Source organism: Cellulosimicrobium sp. SJTW-1 (genome assembly GCF_047716875.1).
Classification (GTDB): domain Bacteria; phylum Actinomycetota; class Actinomycetes; order Actinomycetales; family Cellulomonadaceae; genus Cellulosimicrobium; species Cellulosimicrobium funkei.
The window spans coordinates 1,811,732-1,834,352 of record NZ_CP136680.1; the positions used below are offsets into that span (position 1 = coordinate 1,811,732).

A 22,621-nucleotide genomic window follows, 5' to 3' on the forward strand; every position below is an offset into this window, starting at 1 on the left:
TGGGCACGTCGACACCTACGGTCGACCCATGAACGACCTGACATAACTATAACCCTCTACTTGAGGGTGAAGGTTCAGGGCTGACCGATCGAGAGGCATTGACGTGGCAACTCCGCAGAACTACCTAGCAGTGATCAAGGTGGTCGGCATCGGCGGTGGGGGCGTGAACGCCGTCAACCGGATGATCGAGGTCGGCCTCAAGGGTGTCGAGTTCATCGCCATCAACACGGACGCGCAGGCGCTCCTCATGTCCGACGCGGACGTCAAGCTCGACGTCGGCCGCGAGCTCACGCGCGGTCTCGGCGCCGGCGCCGACCCGGAGGTCGGCAAGAAGGCGGCCGAGGACCACGCCGAGGAGATCGAGGACGTGCTGCGCGGCGCGGACATGGTCTTCGTCACGGCGGGCGAGGGCGGCGGCACCGGCACGGGCGGCGCACCGGTCGTCGCCCGCATCGCGCGCTCGCTCGGCGCGCTGACCGTCGGCGTCGTGACGCGGCCCTTCACGTTCGAGGGCCGCCGCCGCTCGGTCCAGGCGGACCAGGGCATCGAGAACCTGCGCAACGAGGTCGACACCCTCATCGTCATCCCGAACGACCGCCTCCTGTCGATGTCGGACCGCAACGTCAGCGCGCTGCAGGCGTTCCACCAGGCCGACCAGGTGCTGCTTTCCGGTGTCCAGGGCATCACCGACCTCATCACGACCCCCGGTCTCATCAACCTCGACTTCGCGGACGTCAAGTCCGTCATGCAGGGTGCGGGCAGCGCCCTCATGGGCATCGGCAACGCGCGGGGCGACGACCGCGCGGTGCAGGCCGCCGAGATGGCGATCTCGTCGCCGCTCCTCGAGGCGAGCATCGACGGCGCCCACGGCGTGCTGCTCTCCATCCAGGGTGGTTCCGACCTCGGCCTGTTCGAGATCAACGAGGCGGCGCGTCTGGTCCACGAGGCCGCGCACACCGAGGCGAACATCATCTTCGGCGCCGTGATCGACGACGCGCTGGGCGACGAGGTCCGTGTCACCGTCATCGCGGCCGGCTTCGACGGCGGTGCCCCGCAGGTGCGGGGCGACGCGCGGGCGCTCGGCCAGGTGGCAGGTGCCCAGCGCCCCGCGACGAGTGCGATCCCGGTCGTGCCCGCCGCGCGGGCCGTGCCGCCGGCACCGACGACGGGTGCGCACACGCTGCCGCGGCCGGTCGTGCCGATCCAGCCGGAGGCCGACGACGTGCCCGTCACGCTCGACGGCGGTCACGGCCCGGTGCCGGTGCAGCCGGTCGCCCCCGCCCCGTTCACCGTGGTCGGTTCCGGCGACGCCGGGAACCACAACGCGGAGGCCGTGCCGGGCGGGCAGAACGAGGGCGTCGACGTGCCCCCGCGGATCTTCGACGAGGAGCCCCCGCGCCGCAAGGTCGAGGAGCTCGACGTGCCCGACTTCCTCAAGTGACGGTGCGCGACCGCGTGGCGCGGTGCGGGGCCGCGTGAGCGCCGGGGCCGTGCAGGACGGGAGGGGCGGTGCCGACGGCGCCGCCCCTCCCGTCGTGCTCGAGGTGGACCTCGGGCCGGGCGTGCGCGCCGGCTTCACGACGCGCGACGGCGGGCTCTCGCCGGCGCCGTGGGACACGCTCAACCTCGGCCTGAACGTGACCGACGACGCCGACCGGGTGCGCGCCAACCGTGCACGCACGGCCGCGTGGCTCGGCGTCCCGGCGTCGTTCGCGACGCAGGTGCACGGCACCCGCGTCGCGACGGTGGAGCCGGTCCCGCGCGGTGCGGACCCCGTCGACACGGTGGGGGAGGCGGACGCCCTCGTCGCCGCGTCCCGCGGCGCGGGCCTCGGCGTTCTCGTGGCCGACTGCGTGCCCGTCCTCCTCGCAGACGCCGAGGCGGGCGTCGTCGGCGTCGCGCACGCCGGGCGCCGCGGCCTCGCGCACGGGGTGGTCGACGCGGCGCTGGGCGCCCTGGTCGCCGCCGGTGCGCGGGTCGACCGGGTGCGGGCCGCCGTCGGGCCGAGCGCGTGCGGGCGGTGCTACGAGGTGCCCGCGTGGATGCGCGACGACGTCGCGCTCGCGCGTCCGGCCACGTGGTCGACGACGTCCTGGGGGACGCCGGCGCTCGACCTGCCCGCCGGGGTCGTCGCCGACCTCGTCGCGGCGGGCGTGGCGGACGTCGTGCGCGTCCCGGCGTGCACGATCGAGGACGAGCGGTTCTTCTCGCACCGTCGGGCGGCGCGTCGTGGCACGACGACCGGCCGGTTCGCGGGGCTCGTGGCGCTCACCGGCGCGTGAGACGGCCCGGTCCGACCTCCGCACGAGGTTGCGCACGCCGGGCGTGTCGTCCGGGGCTCGCCGCGCACCCTCGGTTAGCGTGAACGCACCGGTCCGACGGCCGGTGGACCGAGGATCGATCGAGGACGGAGCAAGGCCCATGGCGGGAGCGCTGCGCAAGACCATGCTGTATCTGGGCCTCGCTGATGATCGCGGCGAGGACGAGCAGGACGAGTACGTCGACGAGCTCGACGAGACGGGGGCTGACGTGGCGCACGACTACCAGGCACCGGTGACGCCGCTGCACCGCGCGCTCGGGCCGCGCGAGGTGCCGCAGACGAGCATGTCGGCGGCCGAGCTGCGGCGGATCACGACGGTGCACCCGCGGTCGTACAACGACGCGCGCGTGATCGGCGAGGCGTTCCGCGGCGGCACCCCCGTGATCATGAACCTCTCGGACATGGACGACGCGGACGCGAAGCGCCTCGTCGACTTCTCCGCGGGCCTCATCTTCGGGCTGCACGGGGCCATCGAGCGCGTCACCAACAAGGTGTTCCTGCTCTCGCCCGAGCACGTCGAGATCACCGGCGAGGAGCAGGCCGCCGCGCCGGCCCCCGGTCGCGCGGGCTTCTACAACCAGAGCTGAGCGTGCGCGCGGCGCGGTGCACCCGCCGAGCACGCGCCGCACGCACGGAGGGACGGGCGCGGTGACGCGCCCGTCCCTCCTGCGCGTCCGCCCTGGGCGTAGCGCGTGTCCCCGGCGGGGCCGGGGGCGGTGCGTCTGGCACAGTTGACCCGTGATCTGGGACCTCATCACAGGCATCGTCGGATTCCTGCTCTGGCTCTACCTGCTGCTGCTCATCGGTCGGCTCGTGTTCGACTGGGTGCAGTTCTTCGCGCGCGACTGGAGGCCCCGGGGGGTCCTGCTGGTGCTCGCCGAGGTGATCTACTCGGCGACGGACCCGCCCCTGCGCGCGCTGCGCCGGCTCATCCCGCCGCTCTCGCTGGGTCAGGTGCGCCTCGACCTCGCGTTCATCATCCTGTTCTTCGCGGTGACGATCGCGGCGCAGATCGTGTCCTCGCTCTGAGACGCACGTCACCCGACCAGGGTGTCCGGACGGCCCGTACCGGGCCGCTACGTCCGGTTCGCCCCGACCCCCACCGCACGCCCGCGCACGCTGCACGCCGTCGGCACGGTTCCGACGGCGCGCGACGGCGCGGCTGCACCCGCCCCTGAGGGCAATGTCCGCTACTTTGGAGTCTGGTGATCGCGAGGTCGCCCGGACCGACACGCAAACGCTATGAGGTGAACCGATGGCACTGCTCACTGCAGAGGACATCCTGAACAAGAAGTTCTCGGCGACGAAGTTCCGCGAGGGCTACGACGTCGAAGAGGTCGACGACTTCTTGGACGAGGTGGTGAGGACCCTCAACTCCGTGCAGGAGGAGAACGAGGACCTCAAGTCGAAGCTCGCTGCGGCGGAGCGTCGTCTCGCCGAGCTCAGCCGGGCCGACGCGTCCAGCGCTGCGGTGCAGCCCCCCGTCGTCGAGACGCCGAAGGCGCCCGAGCCGGAGCCGGAGCCCGTGCGCCCCGCCCCGATCTCGCAGGCCGTCGTCACGAAGAACGCGGCGGAGCCCGAGTCGGCGACGGGCATGCTCCAGCTGGCCCAGAAGCTGCACGACGACTACGTGCGCTCCGGCCAGGAGGAGGGCGACCGCCTCATCGCGGAGGCCAAGGAGGAGGGCTCGCGCATCGTGCGCGAGGCCGAGGAGACCTCGCACCGTACGCTCTCGCAGCTCGAGCAGGAGCGTTCGCTCCTCGAGCGCAAGATCGACGAGCTGCGGATCTTCGAGCGCGACTACCGCACGCGTCTCAAGAGCTACCTGCAGAACCTGCTGGGCGACCTGGACAACCGGGGCAGCGCCCTCCCGCCGCGCAGCAACGTCGGCGGGGCGAGCCGCACGAGCGACCTGGCTCCCGGCATCTAGCACCTGCGTCGACCGTCCGGCAGCGGCCGGTACGCCACGCACCTGCGCCTTCTCTCCCGCCTCGGCGGACCGGCGTGGTGTGTTGTGCGTACCGGCCGCTGCGTCTACTCTCGCGTGACTCGAACTTGGAGGGGCGACATGACCAAGCTCACCACCGCGGCCCGTTCGGCCGTGCGCGACCGTTTCCCGAACCTCGCGAAGGACGTCAAGTCCTTCCCCGTGCGCGACGGGGAGGAGCCCTGGACCCTGCGGGAGGCCGAGGAGCTCGCCGCGGAGCTGCTGGCCGAGAAGGAGCGGCTGGAGGGGGAGCTCGCCGTCGCGGACGAGGAGCTGTCGAACCTCCTGCGACACTCCGGTGACGGTGCCGGCGACGACCAGGCAGACTCCGGGTCCAGCGCCCTCGAGCGCGAGCAGGAGCTGACGCTCGTCAACAACGTGCGCGACCTCCTCGCGCAGACGTCGCACGCGCTCGACCGCATCGCGGCCGGCACGTACGCGACGTGCGAGGAGACCGGGCTGCCGATCGGCAAGGCGCGCCTGCAGGCGTTCCCGCGCGCGAACCTCTCCGTCGAGGCCAAGCAGCGCGCCGAGCGGCGCTGAGCACCGGGCCGTCGCGGGGCCGCGTCGACCGGGGCGACGACGTGGCAGACTTGCCGCCGATGTCCACCTCTGCGCGCCCCGAGCCCACCGACCCCGCCGACGCCTCCCCGCAGGCGCCCGCCGACCCCTCCGCAGGAGCCGTCCGGCGCGGTCCGCGACGCGTCCTGGTCGTGTGGACCGTCGTCCTCGCCGTCCTCGTCCTCGTGCTCGACCAGCTCACCAAGTGGTGGGCAGAGTCGAGCCTCATGCTGGGCGACGACACGATCCCGCTCGTGGGGTCCCTGCTCGGCCTGCGGCTCATCTACAACCCGGGCGCGGCGCTCTCCATCGCGACGGGCATGACGTGGCTCCTGACCATCGTCGTGGTCGCGGTCGTGGTCGTCATCGTGCGCATGGTGAGCCGCATCGGCTCGCGCGCGTGGGCCGTCGCGCTGGGCCTCCTGCTGGGCGGCGCGCTCGGCAACCTCGTCGACCGCTTCTTCCGCGAGCCCGGCTTCGCGCGCGGGCACGTCGTCGACTTCATCGCCTACGCGAACTGGTTCGTGGGCAACGTCGCGGACATCGCGATCGTGGCCGCGGCCGTGATGATCGCCGTCCTGTCGGTGCTCGGCATCGGGCTGGACGGGACGCGCCACGGCGGCGACGACGCGGACCCCGGGACGAGCGCCGACGACGCCGTCGAGCCGACGTCCGGGCCCGCACCCGAGCCGACCGCCACGCGGACCGACGACGAGGGGGCGCGGTGAGCCTCCGGTCGCTCCCGGTGCCCGACGGCCTCGCCGGCGAGCGGGTCGACGCCGGGCTGTCCCGGCTCCTCGGCCTCTCGCGGACGCGGGCCGCCGAGCTCGCCGCGGGCGGCGCCGTCCGCCTCGACGGACGCGAGGTCGGCAAGTCCGACCGGCTCGTCCCGGGCGGGTGGCTCGAGGTCGACGTGCCCGACGCCGCGCCCGCCGTCGAGGTCGTCGCGGAACCCGTGCCGGGCATGGGCATCGTGCACGACGACGACGACCTGGTGGTCGTCGACAAGCCCGTCGGCGTCGCGGCCCACCCGTCGCCGGGCTGGACGGGCCCGACCGTCGTCGGCGCCCTCGCGGCCGCGGGGTACCGGATCTCGACGTCGGGCGCCGCGGAGCGCCAGGGCATCGTGCACCGCCTCGACGCCGGGACCTCGGGGCTCATGGTCGTCGCGAAGAGCGAGGTCGCGTACACCGCGCTCAAGCGCGCCTTCAAGGAGCGCACGGTCGAGAAGGTCTACCACGCGCTCGTCCAGGGTCACCCCGAGCCCACCACCGGGACGATCGACGCGCCGATCGGGCGGCACCCCAGCGCGGACTGGAAGTTCGCCGTCACGGCGGAGGGCAAGCCCTCGGTCACGCACTACGAGGTGCTCGAGATGCTGCCCGCCGCGTCCCTCGTCGAGGTGCACCTCGAGACGGGTCGCACGCACCAGATCCGGGTGCACTTCTCCGCGCTGCGGCACCCGTGCGTCGGCGACCTCACGTACGGCGCCGACCCGGTGCTGGCCTCGCGCGTGTCCCTGACGCGCCAGTGGCTGCACGCGATGCGCCTCGGGTTCGAGCACCCCACGACCGGGCAGTGGCTCGAGCTGACGAGCGAGTACCCGGACGACCTCGCGCACGCGCTCGAGGTGCTGCGCGGGGCGTACGCATGACCGTCACCGCCTCGGGACCGGGCGACGCCCGCCTCGCCGTGGAGCGCGTGGTCGACGACGCCGGGCTGGCCGCCGCGCACGCGCTGCGGCTCGCGGTGTTCGTCGACGAGCAGGGCGTCCCGGTCGAGGAGGAGATCGACGACCTGGACACCGCGGGGACGACCACGCACGTGCTCGTCCGGGACCGCGAGCGGGGCGGGGAGGTCGTCGGCACGGGCCGGCTCCTCACGGACCCCGCGCACCCGGGAGAGGTGCACGTCGGCCGGGTCGCGGTCGCCGCGGTCGCGCGGGGCACCGGCGCGGGCGCCGCGGTGATGCGCGCGCTGGAGGGGGTCGCGCTCGCCGAGCACGCGGTCCCCGGACCGGACGGACGCCGCGCCGTGCGCGTGCTCCTCTCCGCCCAGGTCCAGGCGATCGGCTTCTACGAGCGGCTCGGGTACGCCGTGTCCGGGCCTGTCTACCTCGACGCGGGCATCGACCACCGCGACGCCGCCAAGACCCTCACGACCGACGTCTGATCGGTCTCGGCGGGGCGCCGCGGGTCGTCCACGTGACGTGCCGCACGACCCGCCGCGACCTCGCGGGAGTGTCGGTGGGGCACGCCTAAGATCGGTGCATGCCCACCGCGACTGAGGACTTCGTCCACCTCCACGTCCACACCGAGTACTCGATGCTGGACGGCGCGGCCCGGATCGGGGACCTGTTCGACGAGGTCGAGCGCCTGGGGCAGAAGGCCATCGCGACGACGGACCACGGCTACGTGTTCGGGGCGTTCGAGTTCTGGTCGCGGGCGCAGGCGAAGGGCATCAAGCCGATCATCGGCGTCGAGGCGTACGTCACGCCGGGCACGAGCCGGTTCGACCAGACCCGCGTGCGGTTCGGGCAGCAGGGGCAGGAGTCCGACGACGTCTCGGCGCGCGGTGCGTACACGCACATGACGCTGCTCGCGAAGGACAACGAGGGTCTGCACAACCTGTTCCGGGCGTCGTCGCTCGCGTCGCTCGAGGGGCAGATGGGCAAGTGGCCGCGCATGGACCGCGACCTCCTCCAGCGCTACGGCAAGGGCCTCGTCGCGACGAGCGGGTGCCCGTCGGGCGAGATCCAGACGCGCCTGCGCCTCGGCCAGTGGGACGAGGCGGTGCGGACGGCGGGCGAGCTCCAGGACATCTTCGGCCGCGAGAACTTCTTCGTCGAGCTCATGGACCACGGGATCGACATCGAGACGCGGGTCACGAAGGACCTCCTGCGCCTCGCGGAGACCATCGGCGCGCGCCTCGTCGCGACGAACGACCTCCACTACGTGCGCGAGGAGGACGCCTCCAGCCAGGAGGCGCTGCTCGCGATCAACTCCGGCTCGACGCTCGACGACCCGGACCGGTTCAAGTTCGACGGCACCGGCTATTACGTGAAGTCGGCGGCCGAGATGCGCCGGGTCTTCGCGGAGCTCCCCGAGGCGTGCGACAACACGCTGCTCATCGCCGAGCAGTGCGAGGTGTCGTTCAACACGAAGGCGAACTACATGCCGCGGTTCCCCGTCCCCGAGGGCGAGGACGAGACGAGCTGGTTCGTCAAGGAGGTGGAGCGCGGGCTGCACCGCCGGTACCCCAACGGCATCCCGGACGCGGCGCGCAAGCAGGCGCAGTACGAGACCGAGGTCATCATCCAGATGGGCTTCCCGGGGTACTTCCTCGTGGTCGCCGACTTCATCAACTGGGCCAAGGACCAGGGCATCCGCGTCGGCCCGGGCCGTGGCTCGGCCGCGGGCTCCATGGCCTCCTACCTCATGGGCATCACCGAGCTCGACCCGCTGGAGCACGGGCTGATCTTCGAGCGGTTCCTCAACCCCGAGCGTGTGTCGATGCCCGACGTCGACGTCGACTTCGACGAGCGTCGGCGCGGGGAGGTCATCCGGTACGTCACGGAGAAGTACGGCGACGACCGCGTCGCCCAGATCGTCACCTACGGCACCATCAAGGCCAAGCAGGCGCTCAAGGACTCGGCGCGGCTCCTCGGCTTCCCCTTCGCGATGGGGGAGAAGCTCACCAAGGCGATGCCGCCGGCCGTGATGGGCAAGGACATCCCCCTGTCGGGGATCTTCGACCCCAAGCACGAGCGGTACTCCGAGGCGGCGGAGTTCCGTCAGCTCCACGACACCGACCCGGAGGCGCAGCGCGTCGTCGAGCTCGCGCGGGGTATCGAGGGGCTGAAGCGGCAGTGGGGCGTGCACGCGGCGGGCGTCATCATGTCGAGCGACCCGCTCATCGACATCATCCCGATCATGCGCCGTCCTCAGGACGGCGCGGTCATCACCCAGTTCGACTACCCGACGTCCGAGGGCCTCGGCCTCATCAAGATGGACTTCCTCGGGCTGCGGAACCTCACGATCCTCGACGACGCGCTCGAGAACATCGAGATGAACGGCAAGGACCCGATCGAGATCGAGTCGCTCACGCTCGACGACAAGGCGTCGTACGAGCTGCTCGCGCGCGGTGACACGCTCGGCGTGTTCCAGCTCGACGGCGGCCCCATGCGCGCGCTCCTGCGCCAGATGAAGCCGGACAAGTTCGACGACCTCTCGGCCGTCATCGCGCTGTACCGCCCGGGCCCGATGGGCATGAACTCGCACACGAACTACGCGCTGCGCAAGAACGGGCTGCAGAAGATCGAGCCCATCCACCCGGAGCTCGAGCAGCCCCTCGCGGAGATCCTCGACGAGACCTACGGCCTCATCGTCTACCAGGAGCAGGTCCAGAGGGCCGCGCAGATCCTCGCCGGGTACTCGCTCGGACAGGCCGACCTGCTGCGGCGCGCGATGGGCAAGAAGAAGAAGGAGATCCTCGACAAGGAGTTCGTGCCGTTCCAGGCGGGCTGCCGGGAGCGCGGGTACTCCGACGCCGCGATCCAGGCGGTCTGGGACACGCTGGTCCCGTTCGCGGGCTACGCCTTCAACAAGGCGCACTCCGCCGGGTACGGCCTCGTGGCGTACTGGACGGCGTTCCTCAAGGCGAACTACCCGACGGAGTACATGGCGGCGCTCCTGCAGAGCGTGCGCGACGACAAGGACAAGCTGGCCCTCTACCTCAACGAGTGCCGGCGCATGCACATCACCGTGCTCCCGCCGGACGTGAACGACTCGGCGGCGAAGTTCACCGCGGTGGGCGGCGACATCCGCTTCGGTCTCACGGGCGTGCGCAACGTCGGCGCGAACGTCGTCGACGCGATCATCCGCACGCGCGAGGAGAAGGGTGCGTTCACGTCGTTCACCGACTTCCTCGACAAGGTGCCGGCCGTGGTGTGCAACAAGCGCACCATCGAGTCGCTCATCAAGGCAGGCGCGTTCGACTCGCTCGGCCACGCGCGGCGCGCCCTGCTCGTCGTGCACGAGCAGGCCGTCGACTCGGTCATCAGCGTCAAGCGCAAGGAGGCCGAGGGGCAGTTCGACCTCTTCGCCGACTTCGGGGGCGCCGACGCCGAGGACGGCATGTCGTTCTCCGTCGACGTGCCGGACCTCCCGGACTGGGACAAGAAGCAGCGCCTCGCGTTCGAGCGCGAGATGCTCGGCCTGTACGTGTCCGACCACCCGCTGTCCGGTCTCGAGCACGTGCTGACGCGCGCGGCGGACACCGGGATCGCGAACCTCCTCGCCGACGAGGGCCGGCCCGACGGCTCCACCGTGACGATCGCCGGCCTCGTGACGTCGCTCCAGCGCAAGATGAGCAAGAACGGCAACCCGTGGGCGGCGGTGACCATCGAGGACCTCGAGGGCGCCGTCGAGGTCATGTTCTTCGGCGAGACGTACCTCGCGTACTCGACCGTCCTCGCCGAGGACCAGGTCGTGGTCCTGCGCGGGCGCGTGCGTCGGCGCGACGACACGATGCAGCTCCAGGCGATGGAGGTCTCGCTCCCGGACATCACCGTGGGCGCGGAGTCGCCGCTCGCCGTGAAGGTCTCGCACACGCGCTGCGTCGAGCCGATCATCCTGCGTCTGCGCGAGGTCCTCGCGACGCACCCCGGCTCGGCCGAGGTGCACGTCCAGGTCCTCGAGCCCGGCAAGACCACGGTCGTCCGCGCGGGCGACGGGTTGCGGGTCGAGAAGTCGCCGGCGCTGTTCGGCGACCTCAAGGCGCTGCTCGGGCCGTCCTGCCTGCTCTGACACGCCGACGCCGTCGGTCCGGCACTGCGCACGGTCCCGCCGCGCAGACGGTGCCACCGCCCGGGCGGTGCCGTCCTGCCCGCGCTGCGACGCACCCAGGACGGCGCACCCGCGGCGGCTCGTCGGCGGCGCCGTGTGACCACCGGCACGAGACGGCTCCGGCCGGTGCCGGGCGGGCCGCGCCTAGACTCGCGAGCGTGATCCGACTCAACCCCGAGCAGCGCGTCTTCGTCACCGAGCGGCACCTGGCCACGCTCACGACCCTGCGCGAGGACGGGAGCCCGCACGTCGTCCCGGTGGCGTTCACCTGGGACCCGGACGCGGGCGTCGTGCGGATCACGACGAACCGCGGGTCGGTGAAGGCGCGCAACGCCCGCCGGACCGGCCCGGACGGGGCGCACCCGCGCGCCGCGGTGTGCCAGGTCGACGGCGGGCGGTGGCTCACGCTCGAGGGGACGATCGAGGTCGTCGAGGACGCGGACGAGGTGGCGGACGCCGTCGCGCGATACGCCCGCCGCTACCGCCCGCTGACGCCCAAGCCGGAGCGCGTGGTGCTGCGCCTCACGCCGGACAAGGTGATGGCCTCGACGTACATGGCCTGACCTCGCCCGACGAGTTCGTACCCGCCGCTCAGGCGACGGTCGCGCTCTCCCCGCCCTGCGGCCGGTCCACCGTGACGACGTCGCCGCGGTGCAGCTGGCGGCCTCGGCGCGTGTCCACCTCGCCGTTCACGCGCACCTCGCCCTCGGTGACGAGCTCGCGCGCCTCCGCGCCGGACTCGGCGAGCCCGGCGAGCTTGAGGAACTGGCCGAGGCGGATGACGTCGTCGGAGATCTCGACCGGGCGGGCGTCGTCGGAGGCGTTCATGACGCCATTCTCCCCGGCGCCGCGTGCCGCGACGACACGACTCCCGACGAGAACGCGCCGGCGCAGGGCGGCCGCCGGGACGACCGGTGGGCGAAACGCGCTCGTCGCGGACCTCCCGGGCTCCTAGACTCGTCGCATGATCTCCCGCATCGATCTCCGAGGGCGTTCCCTGTCCGCACGCGAGCTCGCCGAGGCCCTGCCGCGCGCAGAGGTCGGCGTGGAGGACGCGGCGCATCGGGTCGCGCCGATCCTCGAGGCGGTGCGGACGCGCGGGGCCGAGGCCCTGCGCGAGTACGCCGAGCGCTTCGACGGTGTGCGGCCGGAGCACCTGCGGGTCCCGGCCGACGAGATCGCCGCGGCGCTCGCGGCGCTCGACCCGCAGGTCCGGGCAGGGCTCGAGGAGTCGATCCGCCGGGTCCGGCTCGTGCACGCGGCGCAGCGCCCGCAGGACTTCACGGTCCAGGTCGCGCCGGGCGCCCAGGTCCGCCAGCGGTGGGTGCCCGTGCGCCGCGTCGGGCTCTATGCCCCCGGTGGCCTGGCCGTCTACCCGTCGTCCGTCGTGATGAACGTCGTCGCGGCGCAGGAGGCGGGCGTGCCGAGCCTCGCCGTCGCGTCGCCGCCGCAGCGGGACAGCGGCGGCCTGCCGCACCCGACGATCCTCGCCGCGTGCGCGCTGCTCGGCGTCGACGAGGTGTACGCCGTCGGCGGGGCGCAGGCGGTCGCGATGTTCGCGTACGGCGCGGCCGGCAGCGAGCCGCAGGACGGCGACGTGCTGTGCGAGCCGGTCGACGTGGTGACGGGCCCCGGCAACGTCTTCGTCGCGGCGGCCAAGCGGCTCGTGCGAGGCGTCGTGGGTATCGACGCGGAGGCGGGCCCCACCGAGATCGCAGTCCTCGCCGACGCCTCGGCGGACCCGGGGCACGTCGCGGCCGACCTCATCAGCCAGGCGGAGCACGACCCGCTGGCCGCCGCGGTGCTCGTCACCCCGTCGGTCGAGCTCGCCGCCGCGGTCGAGGCGCGCCTCGCGGACCTCGTGACCGCGACGAAGCACGCGCAGCGCGTCGCGCAGTCGCTCGCGGGCCCGCAGTCCGCGATCGTGCTCGTCGACGACCTCGAGCACGGGCTGCAGGTGGTGGACGCCTACGGCGCGGAGCACCTGGAGATCCAGGCCGCGGGGGCGGCCGAGCTCGCCGAGCGCGTCACGAGCGCGGGGGCGATCTTCGTCGGGCCCTGGTCGCCGGTCTCGCTCGGCGACTACATGGCCGGCTCGAACCACGTCCTGCCGACGGGCGGCTGCGCGCACTTCTCCAGCGGGCTCGGCGTGCACAGCTACGTCAAGGCCGTCCAGGTGGTCGAGTACGACCGCGACGCCCTCGAGGACCTCGCGGACCGGATCGTCGCCGTGGCGAACGACGAGGACCTCCCGGCGCACGGCGAGGCGGTGCGGGCGCGGTTCCTGTGACCGCCGGTCGGTCCGGCGCGCCGCACGGGGTCTCCGCGCGGGACGCCGTCGTGCGGGTGCGGCGTGCCGTCCCGCGCGACGCGGCCGACCTCGTGTCGTTGCGCGTGCACCTCATGCGCGCGATGGGCGAGCCCGGCGCGGAGGACCCGACGTGGCAGGGCCGGGCGCGCGCGTGGTTCGCCGCGGGTCTGGGGACTCCCGACGTCGTCGCGTTCGTCGTCGACGCACCGGGACGCCTCGCGGCGTGCGCGCTCGTCGAGCTGCACCGGTCCGCGCCGTCGGCGCGCAACCCGCGCGGCACGACGGCGCACCTGTCGAACGTCTGCACGCACCCGGCCGACCGCGGCCGGGGGTTCGGGCGCGCGTGCGTCGGAGCGGCGCTCGACTGGGCCCGCACGGCGGGCGCGGACTCCGTGTCCCTGCACGCGACGCCGGAGGGCGAGCCGCTCTACCGCTCGCTCGGCTTCGTGGACACGACGTACACCGAGCTGCGCCTGCGCTGGTGACGCGGCCCGGTGTCTGGCGCGTCCGCGTCAGCGCACCCCGAGCACGAACGGGTGCACCGCCGCCGCCCCGGCGCGGCGCAGCAGGCGTGCCGCGACCGTGAGGGTCCAGCCCGACTCGGTGTAGTCGTCGACGAGCAGCACGCGGCGGCCGGCGAGCCCCGCGCGCGCGGCGTCCGACAGCTCGAGCTGGAGGCGGCTCGCGACGCCCGCGAGGCGCGTCGCGGAGTTCACGTCGTGCCGGCCCGGCTCCTCGCGGCCCGGGACCGGGCCGACCGCGCCGATGAGCGGCTTGCCGAGATAGCTCGCGAGCCCGTTCGCCAGGTGGAACGTGAGCCGCGGGCGCGTCGCGGAGCGGACCGCGACGACGCCGTCCACGAGGAGCCACCGTTCGGCCGGGGCTGTGCCGTCAGGAGAGTTGTCATCGACCCCGGTCTCCGGGTCCGGCTGCGGGGCGGACTCGTAGAGCTCCGCCCAGTCGTCGAGGACGCGCGCGGCGGCGCGCCGGAGCGCGACGGGGGTGTCGCCGTCGGGCGTCGTGGCCGCGAAGAGCTCGCGCAGCGGCGCGGACCAGCCGAGCCCGTCGAGGCGCGCGACCGCGCGCCCGGTCTCGGTGAGCTCGTCCGCACCCAGGCGCCCGCGCAGGTCGAGCCCCAGACGGTCCATGCCGCTCGGCCACTGCCGACGGGCCACGACCTCGACGCCGGGGCGGTCCATGTCGGCGCGCGCGGCGGCGACGGCCTCCGCGTCGGGGAGTGCGGGCAGCGTCACGCCGCCGCACGTGTCGCAGCGGCCGCACCGCCACCCGTCCTCGAGCTCCGGGTCGTCGAGCGCGGCGCGCAGGAACGCCATGCGGCACCCGTCGGTGGCCTCGTAGTCGAGCATCGCCTGCTGCTCGGCCGAGCGCGTGGCGTCGACGCGCGCATAGCGCTCGGCGTCGTACGTCCAGGGCTCGCCCGTGGCCTCCCAGCCGCCCTTGACGCGCCGGACCGCGCCGTCGACGTCGAGCACCTTGAGCATCCCCTCGAGGCGTGACCGCTTGAGGTCGACCTGCGTCTCGAGCTGCGCGACGGACTGCGTGCCGCCCGCGCCGAGGGCGTCGAGGGTCGCCCGCACCTGGTCCTGCGGCGGGAACGCGGTGGACGCGAACCACTCCCAGATGCGGCGGTCCTCCTCGCCCGGCAGGAGCACCACGACGGCCGAGTCCACGCCACGGCCCGCGCGCCCGACCTGCTGGTAGTACGCGATCGGCGAGCTCGGCGCCCCGAGGTGGACGACGAAGGCCAGGTCCGGCTTGTCGAAGCCCATCCCGAGCGCGGAGGTCGCGACGAGCGCCTTGACGCGGTTCTCCTTGAGGTCCTCTTCGAGCCGCTCGCGCTCGGCGGGGTCCGTCTGGCCCGTGTACGACGCCACGGCGAGACCGGCGGCGCGGAGCTGGCTCGCGACCTGCTCGGCGGCGGAGACGGTGAGGCAGTACACGATCCCCGAGCCGTCGACGTCCTGGAGCGCCTCGACGAGCCACGCGACGCGCGTCGGCTGGTCGGGCAGGCGCAGCACGGCGAGGTGCAGCGACTCGCGGTCGAGGCCGCCGCGCAGGACGAGCACGTCCTCGTGGGCCGTCCCGCCCGCGACATCGCCCGCGGCCCGGCCCGCGGCGTGCGCCGCCGTGACACCGAGCTGCTCCGCGACGTCGGCGGTCACGCGCTCGTTCGCCGTCGCGGTCGTCGCGAGCACCGGGATGCCGGGCGGCAGGTCGGCGAGCAGGGTGCGGATGCGCCGGTAGTCCGGCCGGAAGTCGTGGCCCCAGTCCGAGATGCAGTGCGCCTCGTCGATGACGACGAGGCCCGCGTCCGCCGCGAGCCGGGGGAGGACCTCGTCGCGGAAGCCGGGGTTGTTGAGCCGCTCCGGCGAGCACAGGAGCACGTCGACCTCGCCGTCCGCGATCGCGCGGTGGACGTCGTCCCACTCGGTGACGTTCGCGGAGTTGATCGTCACCGCCTTGATCCCGGCGCGCGCGGCGGCCGAGATCTGGTCCCGCATGAGCGCGAGGAGCGGGGACACGATCACCGTCGGACCGGCGCCGCGGTCGCGCAGCAGCCGGGTCGCGACGAAGTACACGGCCGACTTGCCCCACCCGGTGCGCTGCACGACGAGCGCACGACGGCGGAACGCCACGAGCGCCTCGATCGCGCGCCACTGGTCCTCGCGCAGCTTCGCGTCGTCGCGCCCCACGAGGGCGCGCAGCGCGGTCTCGGCGTCCTCGCGCAGCGACTGCCCGTCGAGGAGGCCGCGCAGCATGGCGAGCTTGGCGCGCTTGGCGGCCTCGCCGCCGCCGGCCGCCGGAACGGGCGCGGGGTCGGGCGCGGGGTCGCCGCCGCGAGCGTCCGCGCCCGCGCCGCCGGCCGTGCGCGCGGCGGGAGCCGCGGTCGCCGGTGCCTCCGGCGCCGTCCCCGCCCACGGGTCGCCGAACGGGTCGGCGGGCTCGTCGAGCGGCGGCTCGTCGGCCGGGTCGAAGGGCAGGTCGGCGTACGGGTCGGTGGGGCTCACCCGCACGATCGTAGGCGCACCCGCCGACCCTCGGGCCGTCGTGCACAGCCCCGGCCCGCGACCCGGTCGGGGGTCACGGGCCGGGACGACGCGAGCGGCAGCGGCGCGACGTCAGGAGCGCATGTCCATGACGACGCGCCCGTCGATCCGGCCCTCCTCCATCTCGGCGAAGATCGCGTTGATGTCGTCGAGCGGACGCACGGTGTACGTCGGGGTGATCTTGCCGCGCGCGAAGAAGTCGAGCGCCTCGGCCATGTCCTTGCGCGTGCCGACGATCGACCCGCGCACGGTCAGGCCGAAGAGGACGGTCGTGAAGATGTCGAGCGGGAACTTCTCCGGCGGCAGGCCGACGAGCGAGACCGTGCCACCGCGGCGCAGCGCCTCCACGGCCTGCGGGAACGCGTGCGCGTTGACGGCGGTGACGAGCGCGCCGTGGACGCCGCCGCCCGTCTGCTCGCGGATCTCGGCCGCCGCGTCGGGCGACGTCGCCGCGTTCACCGTCACCTCCGCGCCGTGCTTGCGCGCGAGCGCGAGCTTCTCGTCGTCGACGTCCACCGCGGCGACGCGGCGGCCCATCGCGACCGCGTACTGCACCGCGATGTGCCCGAGCCCGCCGATCCCCGAGACCAGCACCCACTCGCCGGGCTGGGTGTCCGTGACCTTGAGCCCCTTGTAGACGGTGACGCCGGCGCACAGGATCGGCCCGACGGCGGAGAGGTCGACCCCGTCCGGGATCACCGGGCAGTACCTCGAGTCGACGAGCATGTACTGGCCGAACGAGCCGTCGACCGAGTAGCCGCCGTTCTTCTGCTGCGGGCACAGCGTCTCCCAGCCCGTCTCGCAGTACTCGCACTCGCCGCACGCGCTCCAGAGCCAGGCGTTGCCGACCGTGTCGCCCACGCGCACGCGCGTGACCTGGTCACCGACCGCGACGACCGTGCCGACGCCCTCGTGGCCCGGCACGAACGGGGGAGCGGGCTTGACCGGCCAGTCGCCGTGCGCGGCGTGCAGGTCCGTGTGGCACACGCCGGTGTAGTCGACCTTGACCAGGGCCTCGTGGGGCCCGGGCGACGGGACGTCGAGCTCCTCGACGACCAGCGGGTCGGTGAACGAGCGGACGACGGCGGCACGCATGGCGGGCACGGAGATCACCTCGTTTTCTCGGGGAGAGGGGCCGGGGGACCGTGCCGACGGTCCTCCCTTCCCTCTCGACGCTACGCGTGCGCCGCCGCTCCGGCGCCCCGGACGGCCGGACCGGCGACCGACGTCCGTCCAGGTCGGGACCTCCGCCTCTCGTCGGCGAGGCCGACCGTCCTGGTCGACCGCGCGCCGACCGCGCCGACCGTCCCGGGCGGCCGCCGTCAGAAGGTCGCCCCGGGTGCCCGCGTGCCGGACGTCACGGGCGGCCGCGCGCCCACGCTTCGTAGACTGTCGGGGTGACCCCACCCTCCGTCGCGGGACGACCCCTGCTCCCGCTGCGCCCCGAGCTCGCCGGCGTCGAGCCGTACGGTGCGCCGCAGCTCGACGTCCCGGTCCTGCTCAACGTCAACGAGAACCCGCACGCGCCGAGCGAGGCCGTCGTCGCGACCATCACGCGCGCGGTGCACGACGCCGCCACCGGGCTGAACCGCTACCCCGACCGCGACTTCCTCGGCCTGCGCACCGACCTCGCCGCCTACCTCGGGACGGAGGCGGGCGTCGTGCTGGGGGCGGAGCAGCTCTGGGCGGCGAACGGCTCGAACGAGATCATGCTCCACGTTCTGCAGGCCTTCGGCGGCCCGGGGCGCACGGCCGTCTCCTTCGCGCCGACGTACTCGATGTACCCGGAGTACGCGCGCGACACGCACACGGCCTGGGTCGTCGGGCGCCGCGCGGAGGACTTCACGCTCGACCCGGAGCACGCCCGCGAGGTGATCGCGCGCGAGCAGCCGTCCGTCGTCCTGCTCGCGAGCCCGAACAACCCGACCGGCACGGCGCTGCCTGCCGCGACCGTCGAGGCGGTGTGCGAGGCGGCGCTCGCGGTGCGCGTCCCGCTCCCCGGCGGGCAGGAGGCGCCCGCCGTCGTCGTCGTCGACGAGGCGTACGGCGAGTTCCGGCGCGCCGGGACGCCGTCGGCGCTCGAGCTGCTCGAGCGCTACCCGAACCTCGCGGTGACGCGCACGATGTCCAAGGCGTTCGCGCTCGCGGGCGCCCGCGTCGGGTACCTCGCGGCGTCGCGCGAGCTCGTCGACGCGCTGCGCGTCGTGCGCCTGCCGTACCACCTGTCGGCCGTGACGCAGGCGGTCGCGCGCGCGGCGCTCGCGCACTCGGGCGAGCTGCTCGCGCAGGTCTCCGCGCTGCGCGAGCGCCGCGACGAGACCGTCGCGTGGCTGCGCTCGCTGCGGCACCCGGACGGTCGTCCGGTCGAGGTCGCGGAGTCCGACGCCAACTTCGTCCTGTTCGGCACGTTCGCGGACCGGCACGCGGTCTGGGCGGCGTTGTTGGAGCGGGGCGTGCTCATCCGGGAGACTGGTCCCGACGGCTGGCTGCGGGTGTCGATCGGCACCGGCGACGAGATGAGGGCCTTCCGTCAGGCCCTCGTGGAGGTGGCAGGACTGTGAAGCGCACCGCGCGCATCGAGCGCGCGACGTCCGAGTCGAGCGTGCTCGTCGAGCTCGACCTCGACGGGACCGGACGGACCGAGATCTCGACGACCGTCCCGTTCTACGACCACATGCTCACGGCGCTGGGCAAGCACTCGCTCATCGACCTCAAGGTCGTCGCGACGGGGGACACCCACATCGACGCGCACCACACGGTGGAGGACGTCGCGATCACGATCGGCGAGGCGCTGCGCGTCGCGCTCGGCGACAAGGTGGGCATCGGGCGCTTCGGCGACGCGACGGTCCCGCTGGACGAGGCCCTCGCGCTCGCCGTCGTCGACGTGTCCGGGCGGCCGTACCTCGTGCACTCGGGCGAGCCGGAGGGGCAGGAGTACCACCTCATCGGCGGGCACTTCACGGGGTCGCTCACGCGGCACGTGCTCGAGTCGATCGCCCACCACGCGGGCATCTGCATCCACGTGCGCGTCCTCGCGGGCCGCGACCCGCACCACATCGTCGAGGCGCAGTTCAAGGCGCTCGCCCGGGCGCTGCGCGCCGCCGTCGCGCCGGACCCGCGCGTCGAGGGCGTCCCGTCCACGAAGGGAGCCCTGTGAGCACGCACGACGACGACGCGCTGGACGGCGTCGAGATCCCCGACGACCTCTCGTCGCTGACGGCCTCGGCGGTCCCCGACCTCGTGGCGCTCATCACGCAGATCGCGGGCGCGGAGCCGCTCGCGGCGGCGTGCTCGCTCGCGCAGGTCGAGGCGGACGTCGTGCCGACCGACGCCGGTGCCGTGGCGGTGCTGCGCGACCCCGCGGGCGACGCGCCCGCGCACGCGGCCGCCGCCCTGACGACCCTCGTCAAGGGCGTGCCGCTCGTGCTCGTCGAGCGCAGCGGCGAGCAGCTCACGATGACGCGCTGGGCGGACGGCGTGCAGGGCGACACCCTCGCGCCGGGCCTCGTGCTCGGCGGTGCGCCCGAGTCGCTCGAGGACCTGCTCACCGGCACGACGACGCTCGCCGACCAGGACGGCGTCGTGGCGAGCTCGTCGATCTCCCGCTGGAAGGCGATGCGCCTGCTCACGTCGGCGGCGCGGCGCGCACGGAAGGACGGCGCATGACCGAGCCCACCGCGGCGGCGTCTACCGCCCGCCGCCCGTCCGTCGTCGTGCTCGACTACGGGTTCGGCAACGTCCGCTCGGCCGTGCGCGCGCTCGAGCGCGTCGGCGCGGACGTCGAGCTGACGGCGGACCGGGCGCGCGCGCAGGACGCGGACGGGCTCGTCGTCCCGGGCGTCGGCGCGTTCGCCGCGGTCATGACCGGTCTGCGCGGCGTGCGGGGCGACGAGATCGTCGGCCGGCGGCTCGCCGGCGGGCGGCCCGTCCTCGGGATCTGCGTGGGCATGCAGGTCATGTTCGAGCAGGGCGACGAGCACGGGACGCTCACCGACGGGCTCGGGGAGTGGGCGGGCCTCGTCGACCGTCTCGAGGCCGACGTCGTGCCGCACATGGGCTGGGACACCGTCGACGTGCCCGAGGGCAGCGTGCTGTTCCGCGGGGTCGAGCACGAGCGCTTCTACTTCGTGCACTCCTACGCGGCCCGGTCGTTCACGACCGGCCAGGACCTCCCGGCGGACTCGCCCGTCCGGCGACCGCTCGTCACGTGGTCCGAGCACGGTGGCCGCTTCGTCGCGGCCGTCGAGAACGGCCCGCTGTCCGCGACGCAGTTCCACCCCGAGAAGTCGGGCGACGCCGGCGCGACCCTGCTGGAGAACTGGGTCCGCTCGCTCTGACCGTCCGCGCGCCGAGGCAGACCGCCCGGCGCGCACCACCCGGCGCGAGCGACGCGCCACCGCCTACACCGATGGAGACCCTCGTGACCGACCGCCTCGTGCTGCTCCCCGCCGTCGACGTCGCCGACGGCCAGGCCGTCCGCCTCGTCCAGGGCGAGGCGGGCTCCGAGACCTCGTACGGCGACCCGCTCGCCGCCGCGCTCGACTGGCAGTCCGGCGGCGCGGAGTGGATCCACCTCGTCGACCTCGACGCCGCGTTCGGCCGCGGCTCCAACGCGGAGCTGCTCGCCGACGTCGTCGCGCGCCTCGACGTGCAGGTCGAGCTGTCCGGGGGCATCCGCGACGACGCGTCGCTCGAGCGCGCGCTCGCCACCGGCGCGCGCCGCGTCAACCTCGGCACCGCGGCGCTCGAGAACCCCGAGTGGACGGCGAAGGTCATCGCGGAGCACGGCGACGCGATCGCCGTCGGGCTCGACGTGCGCGGCACCACGCTCGCCGCGCGCGGGTGGACGCAGGAGGGCGGCGACCTGTGGGAGGTCCTCGACCGCCTGGAGGCCGCCGGGTGCGCCCGGTACGTCGTCACCGACGTGACCAAGGACGGGACGCTGCGCGGCCCGAACCTCGACCTGCTGCGCGACGTCGCGGCGCGCACCGAGGCGCCCGTCGTCGCGTCCGGCGGCATCTCCAGCCTCGAGGACCTCGAGGCGCTGCGCTCGCTCGTGCCGGCCGGTGTCGAGGGCGCGATCGTGGGCAAGGCCCTCTACGCGGGCGCGTTCACGCTCCCGCAGGCGCTCGACGTCGCGGGTCGGCCGTGACGACCGACCACGAGGCCGCAGGCCCGGGCAAGGCGCTCCCGCCGTCCTCCGGCTTCGCGGGCGACGACGGATCGGCCGACCCCGCGCTCGCCGCGCTCCTCGACGCGTACGCCGCGGGCTCGGCCTCGCTGTCCGACGTCGTCGCGCGCCTCGGCGAGACGCGCGTGCTCGTGCCGATCCTCGCCGAGCTCGAGAGCGCGGGCGAGGGCGAGCACGGGCACACGGTCGACAAGGAGGCGTCGGCCGGGGTCGTCGCCATCGAGGCGCCGGACGGGCGCCGCGCGCTGCCCGTGTTCACGTCCGTCGCGGCGATGGCGGCGTGGCGCGCGAGCGCGCGGCCGGTGCCGGTGGACGCGCGCCGCGCGGCGCTGTCCGCCGTGAGCGAGGACTGGTCGCTGCTCGTGCTCGACCCGGCTGGACCGGTCACGGCGCTCGTGCCGCGCCCGGCCGTGTGGGCGCTCGCGCAGGGCAAGGACTGGTCGCCCGCGGTCGTCGACGGAGTCGTCGTGCCGGAGGTGCTCGCCGCCGTGCAGGGGTCGCTCGCGGGCGTGCCGCACGTCGCGCGCGTCTGGGCCGAGCCGGGCCGCCGGGCCGAGGTCGCGGTGGTCCTGCGCATCGACGCCGGCCTCGACCGCGCCGGTCTCGACGCCGTGCTCGGGCAGGTCAACGCCGCGCTCGCGACGGACGCGGTGGTGTCCGAGCGCGTCGACGGGCTCGAGCTCCGCGTCGGCCGGGCCGACTGAGGCGGCCCTCCGACCCGGACCGCCCGCGCGGACGCGCCGGCCGAAACGGATCGGCGGGCAGCGCTGCCCGGGCTCAGCGCCGGCGCAGGCGGCTGAGGCCCCACGCGAGCGCGGCCGAGAACGCCACGACCGCGCCCAGGGCCTGCCCGCCGAGGATCACGCGGTTGAGGTCGAGGGCGGGCTGCCAGCGCACGCCCGCGTCGTCGACGACGTAGACGCCCTTCGCGACGACGCGCACCCCGAACCCGCCGCCACCGCCCGAGCCCTCGCCGCCCGCCTCGCCCCCGGCGTTGCCGGAGCCCGGGTCGGACGTCGAGCCGCCGTCCGCGGTGGCGTCGTCCGGACCGGCGTCCGCCCCGCGCGCGGCCGCCGCGCCGACGCGACGCCGCCAGTCCGCGGCTCCCTTTCCGGAGAGCTCGCCCGTGCCGGACCCCCAGCCCGAACCCGTGCCGCCCCAGACCGTCGCGACGGGGATGACGAGCGTGCCGTCCCGCTCGTACGACTCCCCGAAGACGCGACGCACGGTGAGCGTGTCGCGTGCCGCGTGGGTGATGTGCGCCGGGTCGACGGGGGGCGTGTCCGAGCTCGCGTGTGTGCTCATGGCACGAAGGGTAGACCTGGGGCCCCCGGTGC

Annotated in this window: 23 protein-coding genes; 19 read left to right on the top strand and 4 right to left on the bottom strand. The window is 74.1% G+C overall.

What is annotated here, in order from left to right:
- Nucleotides 1-103 precede the first annotated feature (103 nt).
- From ftsZ to RSE42_RS08255, 11 genes are all read left to right on the top strand, one after another.
- Entirely contained in the window at nt 104-1,441 is a 1,338-nt protein-coding gene (gene ftsZ / locus RSE42_RS08205) for a cell division protein FtsZ (protein ID WP_076406550.1), read from the top strand.
- 34 nt (nt 1,442-1,475) lie between these two features.
- Nucleotides 1,476-2,282, top strand: coding sequence for a polyphenol oxidase family protein (locus RSE42_RS08210; protein ID WP_415298551.1), 807 nt, complete (start codon nt 1,476-1,478; stop codon nt 2,280-2,282).
- A 139-nt stretch (nt 2,283-2,421) separates the two neighbouring features.
- Nucleotides 2,422-2,907 carry a cell division protein SepF gene (locus tag RSE42_RS08215; protein WP_034652914.1) on the top strand — a complete coding sequence of 162 codons (486 nt, stop codon included), beginning with the start codon at nt 2,422-2,424 and terminating at the stop codon, nt 2,905-2,907.
- 151 nt (nt 2,908-3,058) lie between these two features.
- Entirely contained in the window at nt 3,059-3,349 is a 291-nt protein-coding gene (locus tag RSE42_RS08220) for a YggT family protein (RefSeq protein WP_021482710.1), read from the top strand.
- A gap of 226 nt (nt 3,350-3,575) precedes the next feature.
- On the top strand, nt 3,576-4,250 hold the full coding sequence (locus RSE42_RS08225) for a DivIVA domain-containing protein (RefSeq protein WP_034652912.1): 675 nt from the start codon (nt 3,576-3,578) through the stop codon (nt 4,248-4,250).
- A gap of 138 nt (nt 4,251-4,388) precedes the next feature.
- Nucleotides 4,389-4,850, top strand: a complete 462-nt coding sequence (locus tag RSE42_RS08230) for a TraR/DksA family transcriptional regulator (RefSeq protein WP_021482712.1) — start codon at nt 4,389-4,391, stop codon at nt 4,848-4,850.
- A 59-nt stretch (nt 4,851-4,909) separates the two neighbouring features.
- Nucleotides 4,910-5,596, top strand: a complete 687-nt coding sequence (locus RSE42_RS08235; protein WP_415298555.1) for a signal peptidase II — start codon at nt 4,910-4,912, stop codon at nt 5,594-5,596.
- Nucleotides 5,593-6,522 carry an RluA family pseudouridine synthase gene (locus tag RSE42_RS08240; protein ID WP_043655591.1) on the top strand — a complete coding sequence of 310 codons (930 nt, stop codon included), beginning with the start codon at nt 5,593-5,595 and terminating at the stop codon, nt 6,520-6,522. Before RSE42_RS08235 ends, RSE42_RS08240 begins: the two co-directional genes overlap by 4 nt.
- Nucleotides 6,519-7,040 carry a GNAT family N-acetyltransferase gene (locus tag RSE42_RS08245; protein ID WP_144722846.1) on the top strand — a complete coding sequence of 174 codons (522 nt, stop codon included), beginning with the start codon at nt 6,519-6,521 and terminating at the stop codon, nt 7,038-7,040. The genes RSE42_RS08240 and RSE42_RS08245 overlap by 4 nt, the downstream gene beginning before the upstream one ends.
- A 98-nt stretch (nt 7,041-7,138) precedes the next feature.
- Complete coding sequence (dnaE, locus tag RSE42_RS08250; RefSeq protein ID WP_144722847.1) at nt 7,139-10,675, top strand: DNA polymerase III subunit alpha; 3,537 nt, start codon at nt 7,139-7,141, stop codon at nt 10,673-10,675.
- Between the two features lie 197 nt (nt 10,676-10,872).
- Nucleotides 10,873-11,277 (top strand): pyridoxamine 5'-phosphate oxidase family protein, encoded by a 405-nt coding sequence (locus tag RSE42_RS08255; RefSeq protein ID WP_074810060.1) that lies wholly within the window; start codon nt 10,873-10,875, stop codon nt 11,275-11,277.
- 28 nt (nt 11,278-11,305) lie between these two features.
- Here the strand turns inward: RSE42_RS08255 and RSE42_RS08260 are convergent, their stop codons facing one another.
- Complete coding sequence (locus RSE42_RS08260) at nt 11,306-11,542, bottom strand: RNA-binding S4 domain-containing protein (protein WP_034652908.1); 237 nt, start codon at nt 11,540-11,542, stop codon at nt 11,306-11,308.
- A 136-nt stretch (nt 11,543-11,678) separates the two neighbouring features.
- Here RSE42_RS08260 and hisD point away from each other — a divergent pair, with 136 nt between their 5' ends.
- Nucleotides 11,679-13,004, top strand: a complete 1,326-nt coding sequence (hisD, locus tag RSE42_RS08265) for a histidinol dehydrogenase (protein WP_034652906.1) — start codon at nt 11,679-11,681, stop codon at nt 13,002-13,004.
- Nucleotides 13,001-13,510, top strand: a complete 510-nt coding sequence (locus tag RSE42_RS08270) for a GNAT family N-acetyltransferase (protein ID WP_415298559.1) — start codon at nt 13,001-13,003, stop codon at nt 13,508-13,510. Before hisD ends, RSE42_RS08270 begins: the two co-directional genes overlap by 4 nt.
- 27 nt (nt 13,511-13,537) lie before the next feature.
- Here the strand turns inward: RSE42_RS08270 and RSE42_RS08275 are convergent, their stop codons facing one another.
- Nucleotides 13,538-15,805, bottom strand: a complete 2,268-nt coding sequence (locus tag RSE42_RS08275) for a RecQ family ATP-dependent DNA helicase (RefSeq protein WP_415298859.1) — start codon at nt 15,803-15,805, stop codon at nt 13,538-13,540.
- Between the two features lie 360 nt (nt 15,806-16,165).
- On the bottom strand, nt 16,166-17,188 hold the full coding sequence (gene adhP, locus RSE42_RS08280) for an alcohol dehydrogenase AdhP (protein ID WP_415298861.1): 1,023 nt from the start codon (nt 17,186-17,188) through the stop codon (nt 16,166-16,168).
- 302 nt (nt 17,189-17,490) lie between these two features.
- Here adhP and RSE42_RS08285 point away from each other — a divergent pair, with 302 nt between their 5' ends.
- The 6 genes from RSE42_RS08285 (at nt 17,491) to RSE42_RS08310 (ending at nt 21,988) form a co-directional block, all read left to right on the top strand.
- The gene (locus RSE42_RS08285) at nt 17,491-18,654 is read left to right on the top strand and encodes a histidinol-phosphate transaminase (RefSeq protein ID WP_085388080.1); all 1,164 of its coding nucleotides are present in this window, start codon (nt 17,491-17,493) and stop codon (nt 18,652-18,654) included.
- Nucleotides 18,651-19,250: an imidazoleglycerol-phosphate dehydratase HisB gene (gene hisB, locus RSE42_RS08290; RefSeq protein ID WP_021482124.1), complete on the top strand. Its 600-nt coding sequence runs from the start codon at nt 18,651-18,653 to the stop codon at nt 19,248-19,250. The genes RSE42_RS08285 and hisB overlap by 4 nt, the downstream gene beginning before the upstream one ends.
- Nucleotides 19,247-19,759, top strand: a complete 513-nt coding sequence (locus tag RSE42_RS08295) for a hypothetical protein (RefSeq protein WP_415298560.1) — start codon at nt 19,247-19,249, stop codon at nt 19,757-19,759. The genes hisB and RSE42_RS08295 overlap by 4 nt, the downstream gene beginning before the upstream one ends.
- Complete coding sequence (gene hisH / locus RSE42_RS08300) at nt 19,756-20,430, top strand: imidazole glycerol phosphate synthase subunit HisH (RefSeq protein WP_086151276.1); 675 nt, start codon at nt 19,756-19,758, stop codon at nt 20,428-20,430. The genes RSE42_RS08295 and hisH overlap by 4 nt, the downstream gene beginning before the upstream one ends.
- A gap of 83 nt (nt 20,431-20,513) precedes the next feature.
- On the top strand, nt 20,514-21,245 hold the full coding sequence (gene priA, locus RSE42_RS08305; protein WP_024840654.1) for a bifunctional 1-(5-phosphoribosyl)-5-((5-phosphoribosylamino)methylideneamino)imidazole-4-carboxamide isomerase/phosphoribosylanthranilate isomerase PriA: 732 nt from the start codon (nt 20,514-20,516) through the stop codon (nt 21,243-21,245).
- Complete coding sequence (locus RSE42_RS08310; RefSeq protein WP_415298563.1) at nt 21,242-21,988, top strand: SseB family protein; 747 nt, start codon at nt 21,242-21,244, stop codon at nt 21,986-21,988. The genes priA and RSE42_RS08310 overlap by 4 nt, the downstream gene beginning before the upstream one ends.
- Before the next feature lie 73 nt (nt 21,989-22,061).
- Here RSE42_RS08310 and RSE42_RS08315 read toward each other — a convergent pair whose 3' ends face one another.
- On the bottom strand, nt 22,062-22,589 hold the full coding sequence (locus tag RSE42_RS08315; protein WP_415298565.1) for a hypothetical protein: 528 nt from the start codon (nt 22,587-22,589) through the stop codon (nt 22,062-22,064).
- Nucleotides 22,590-22,621 lie beyond the last annotated feature (32 nt).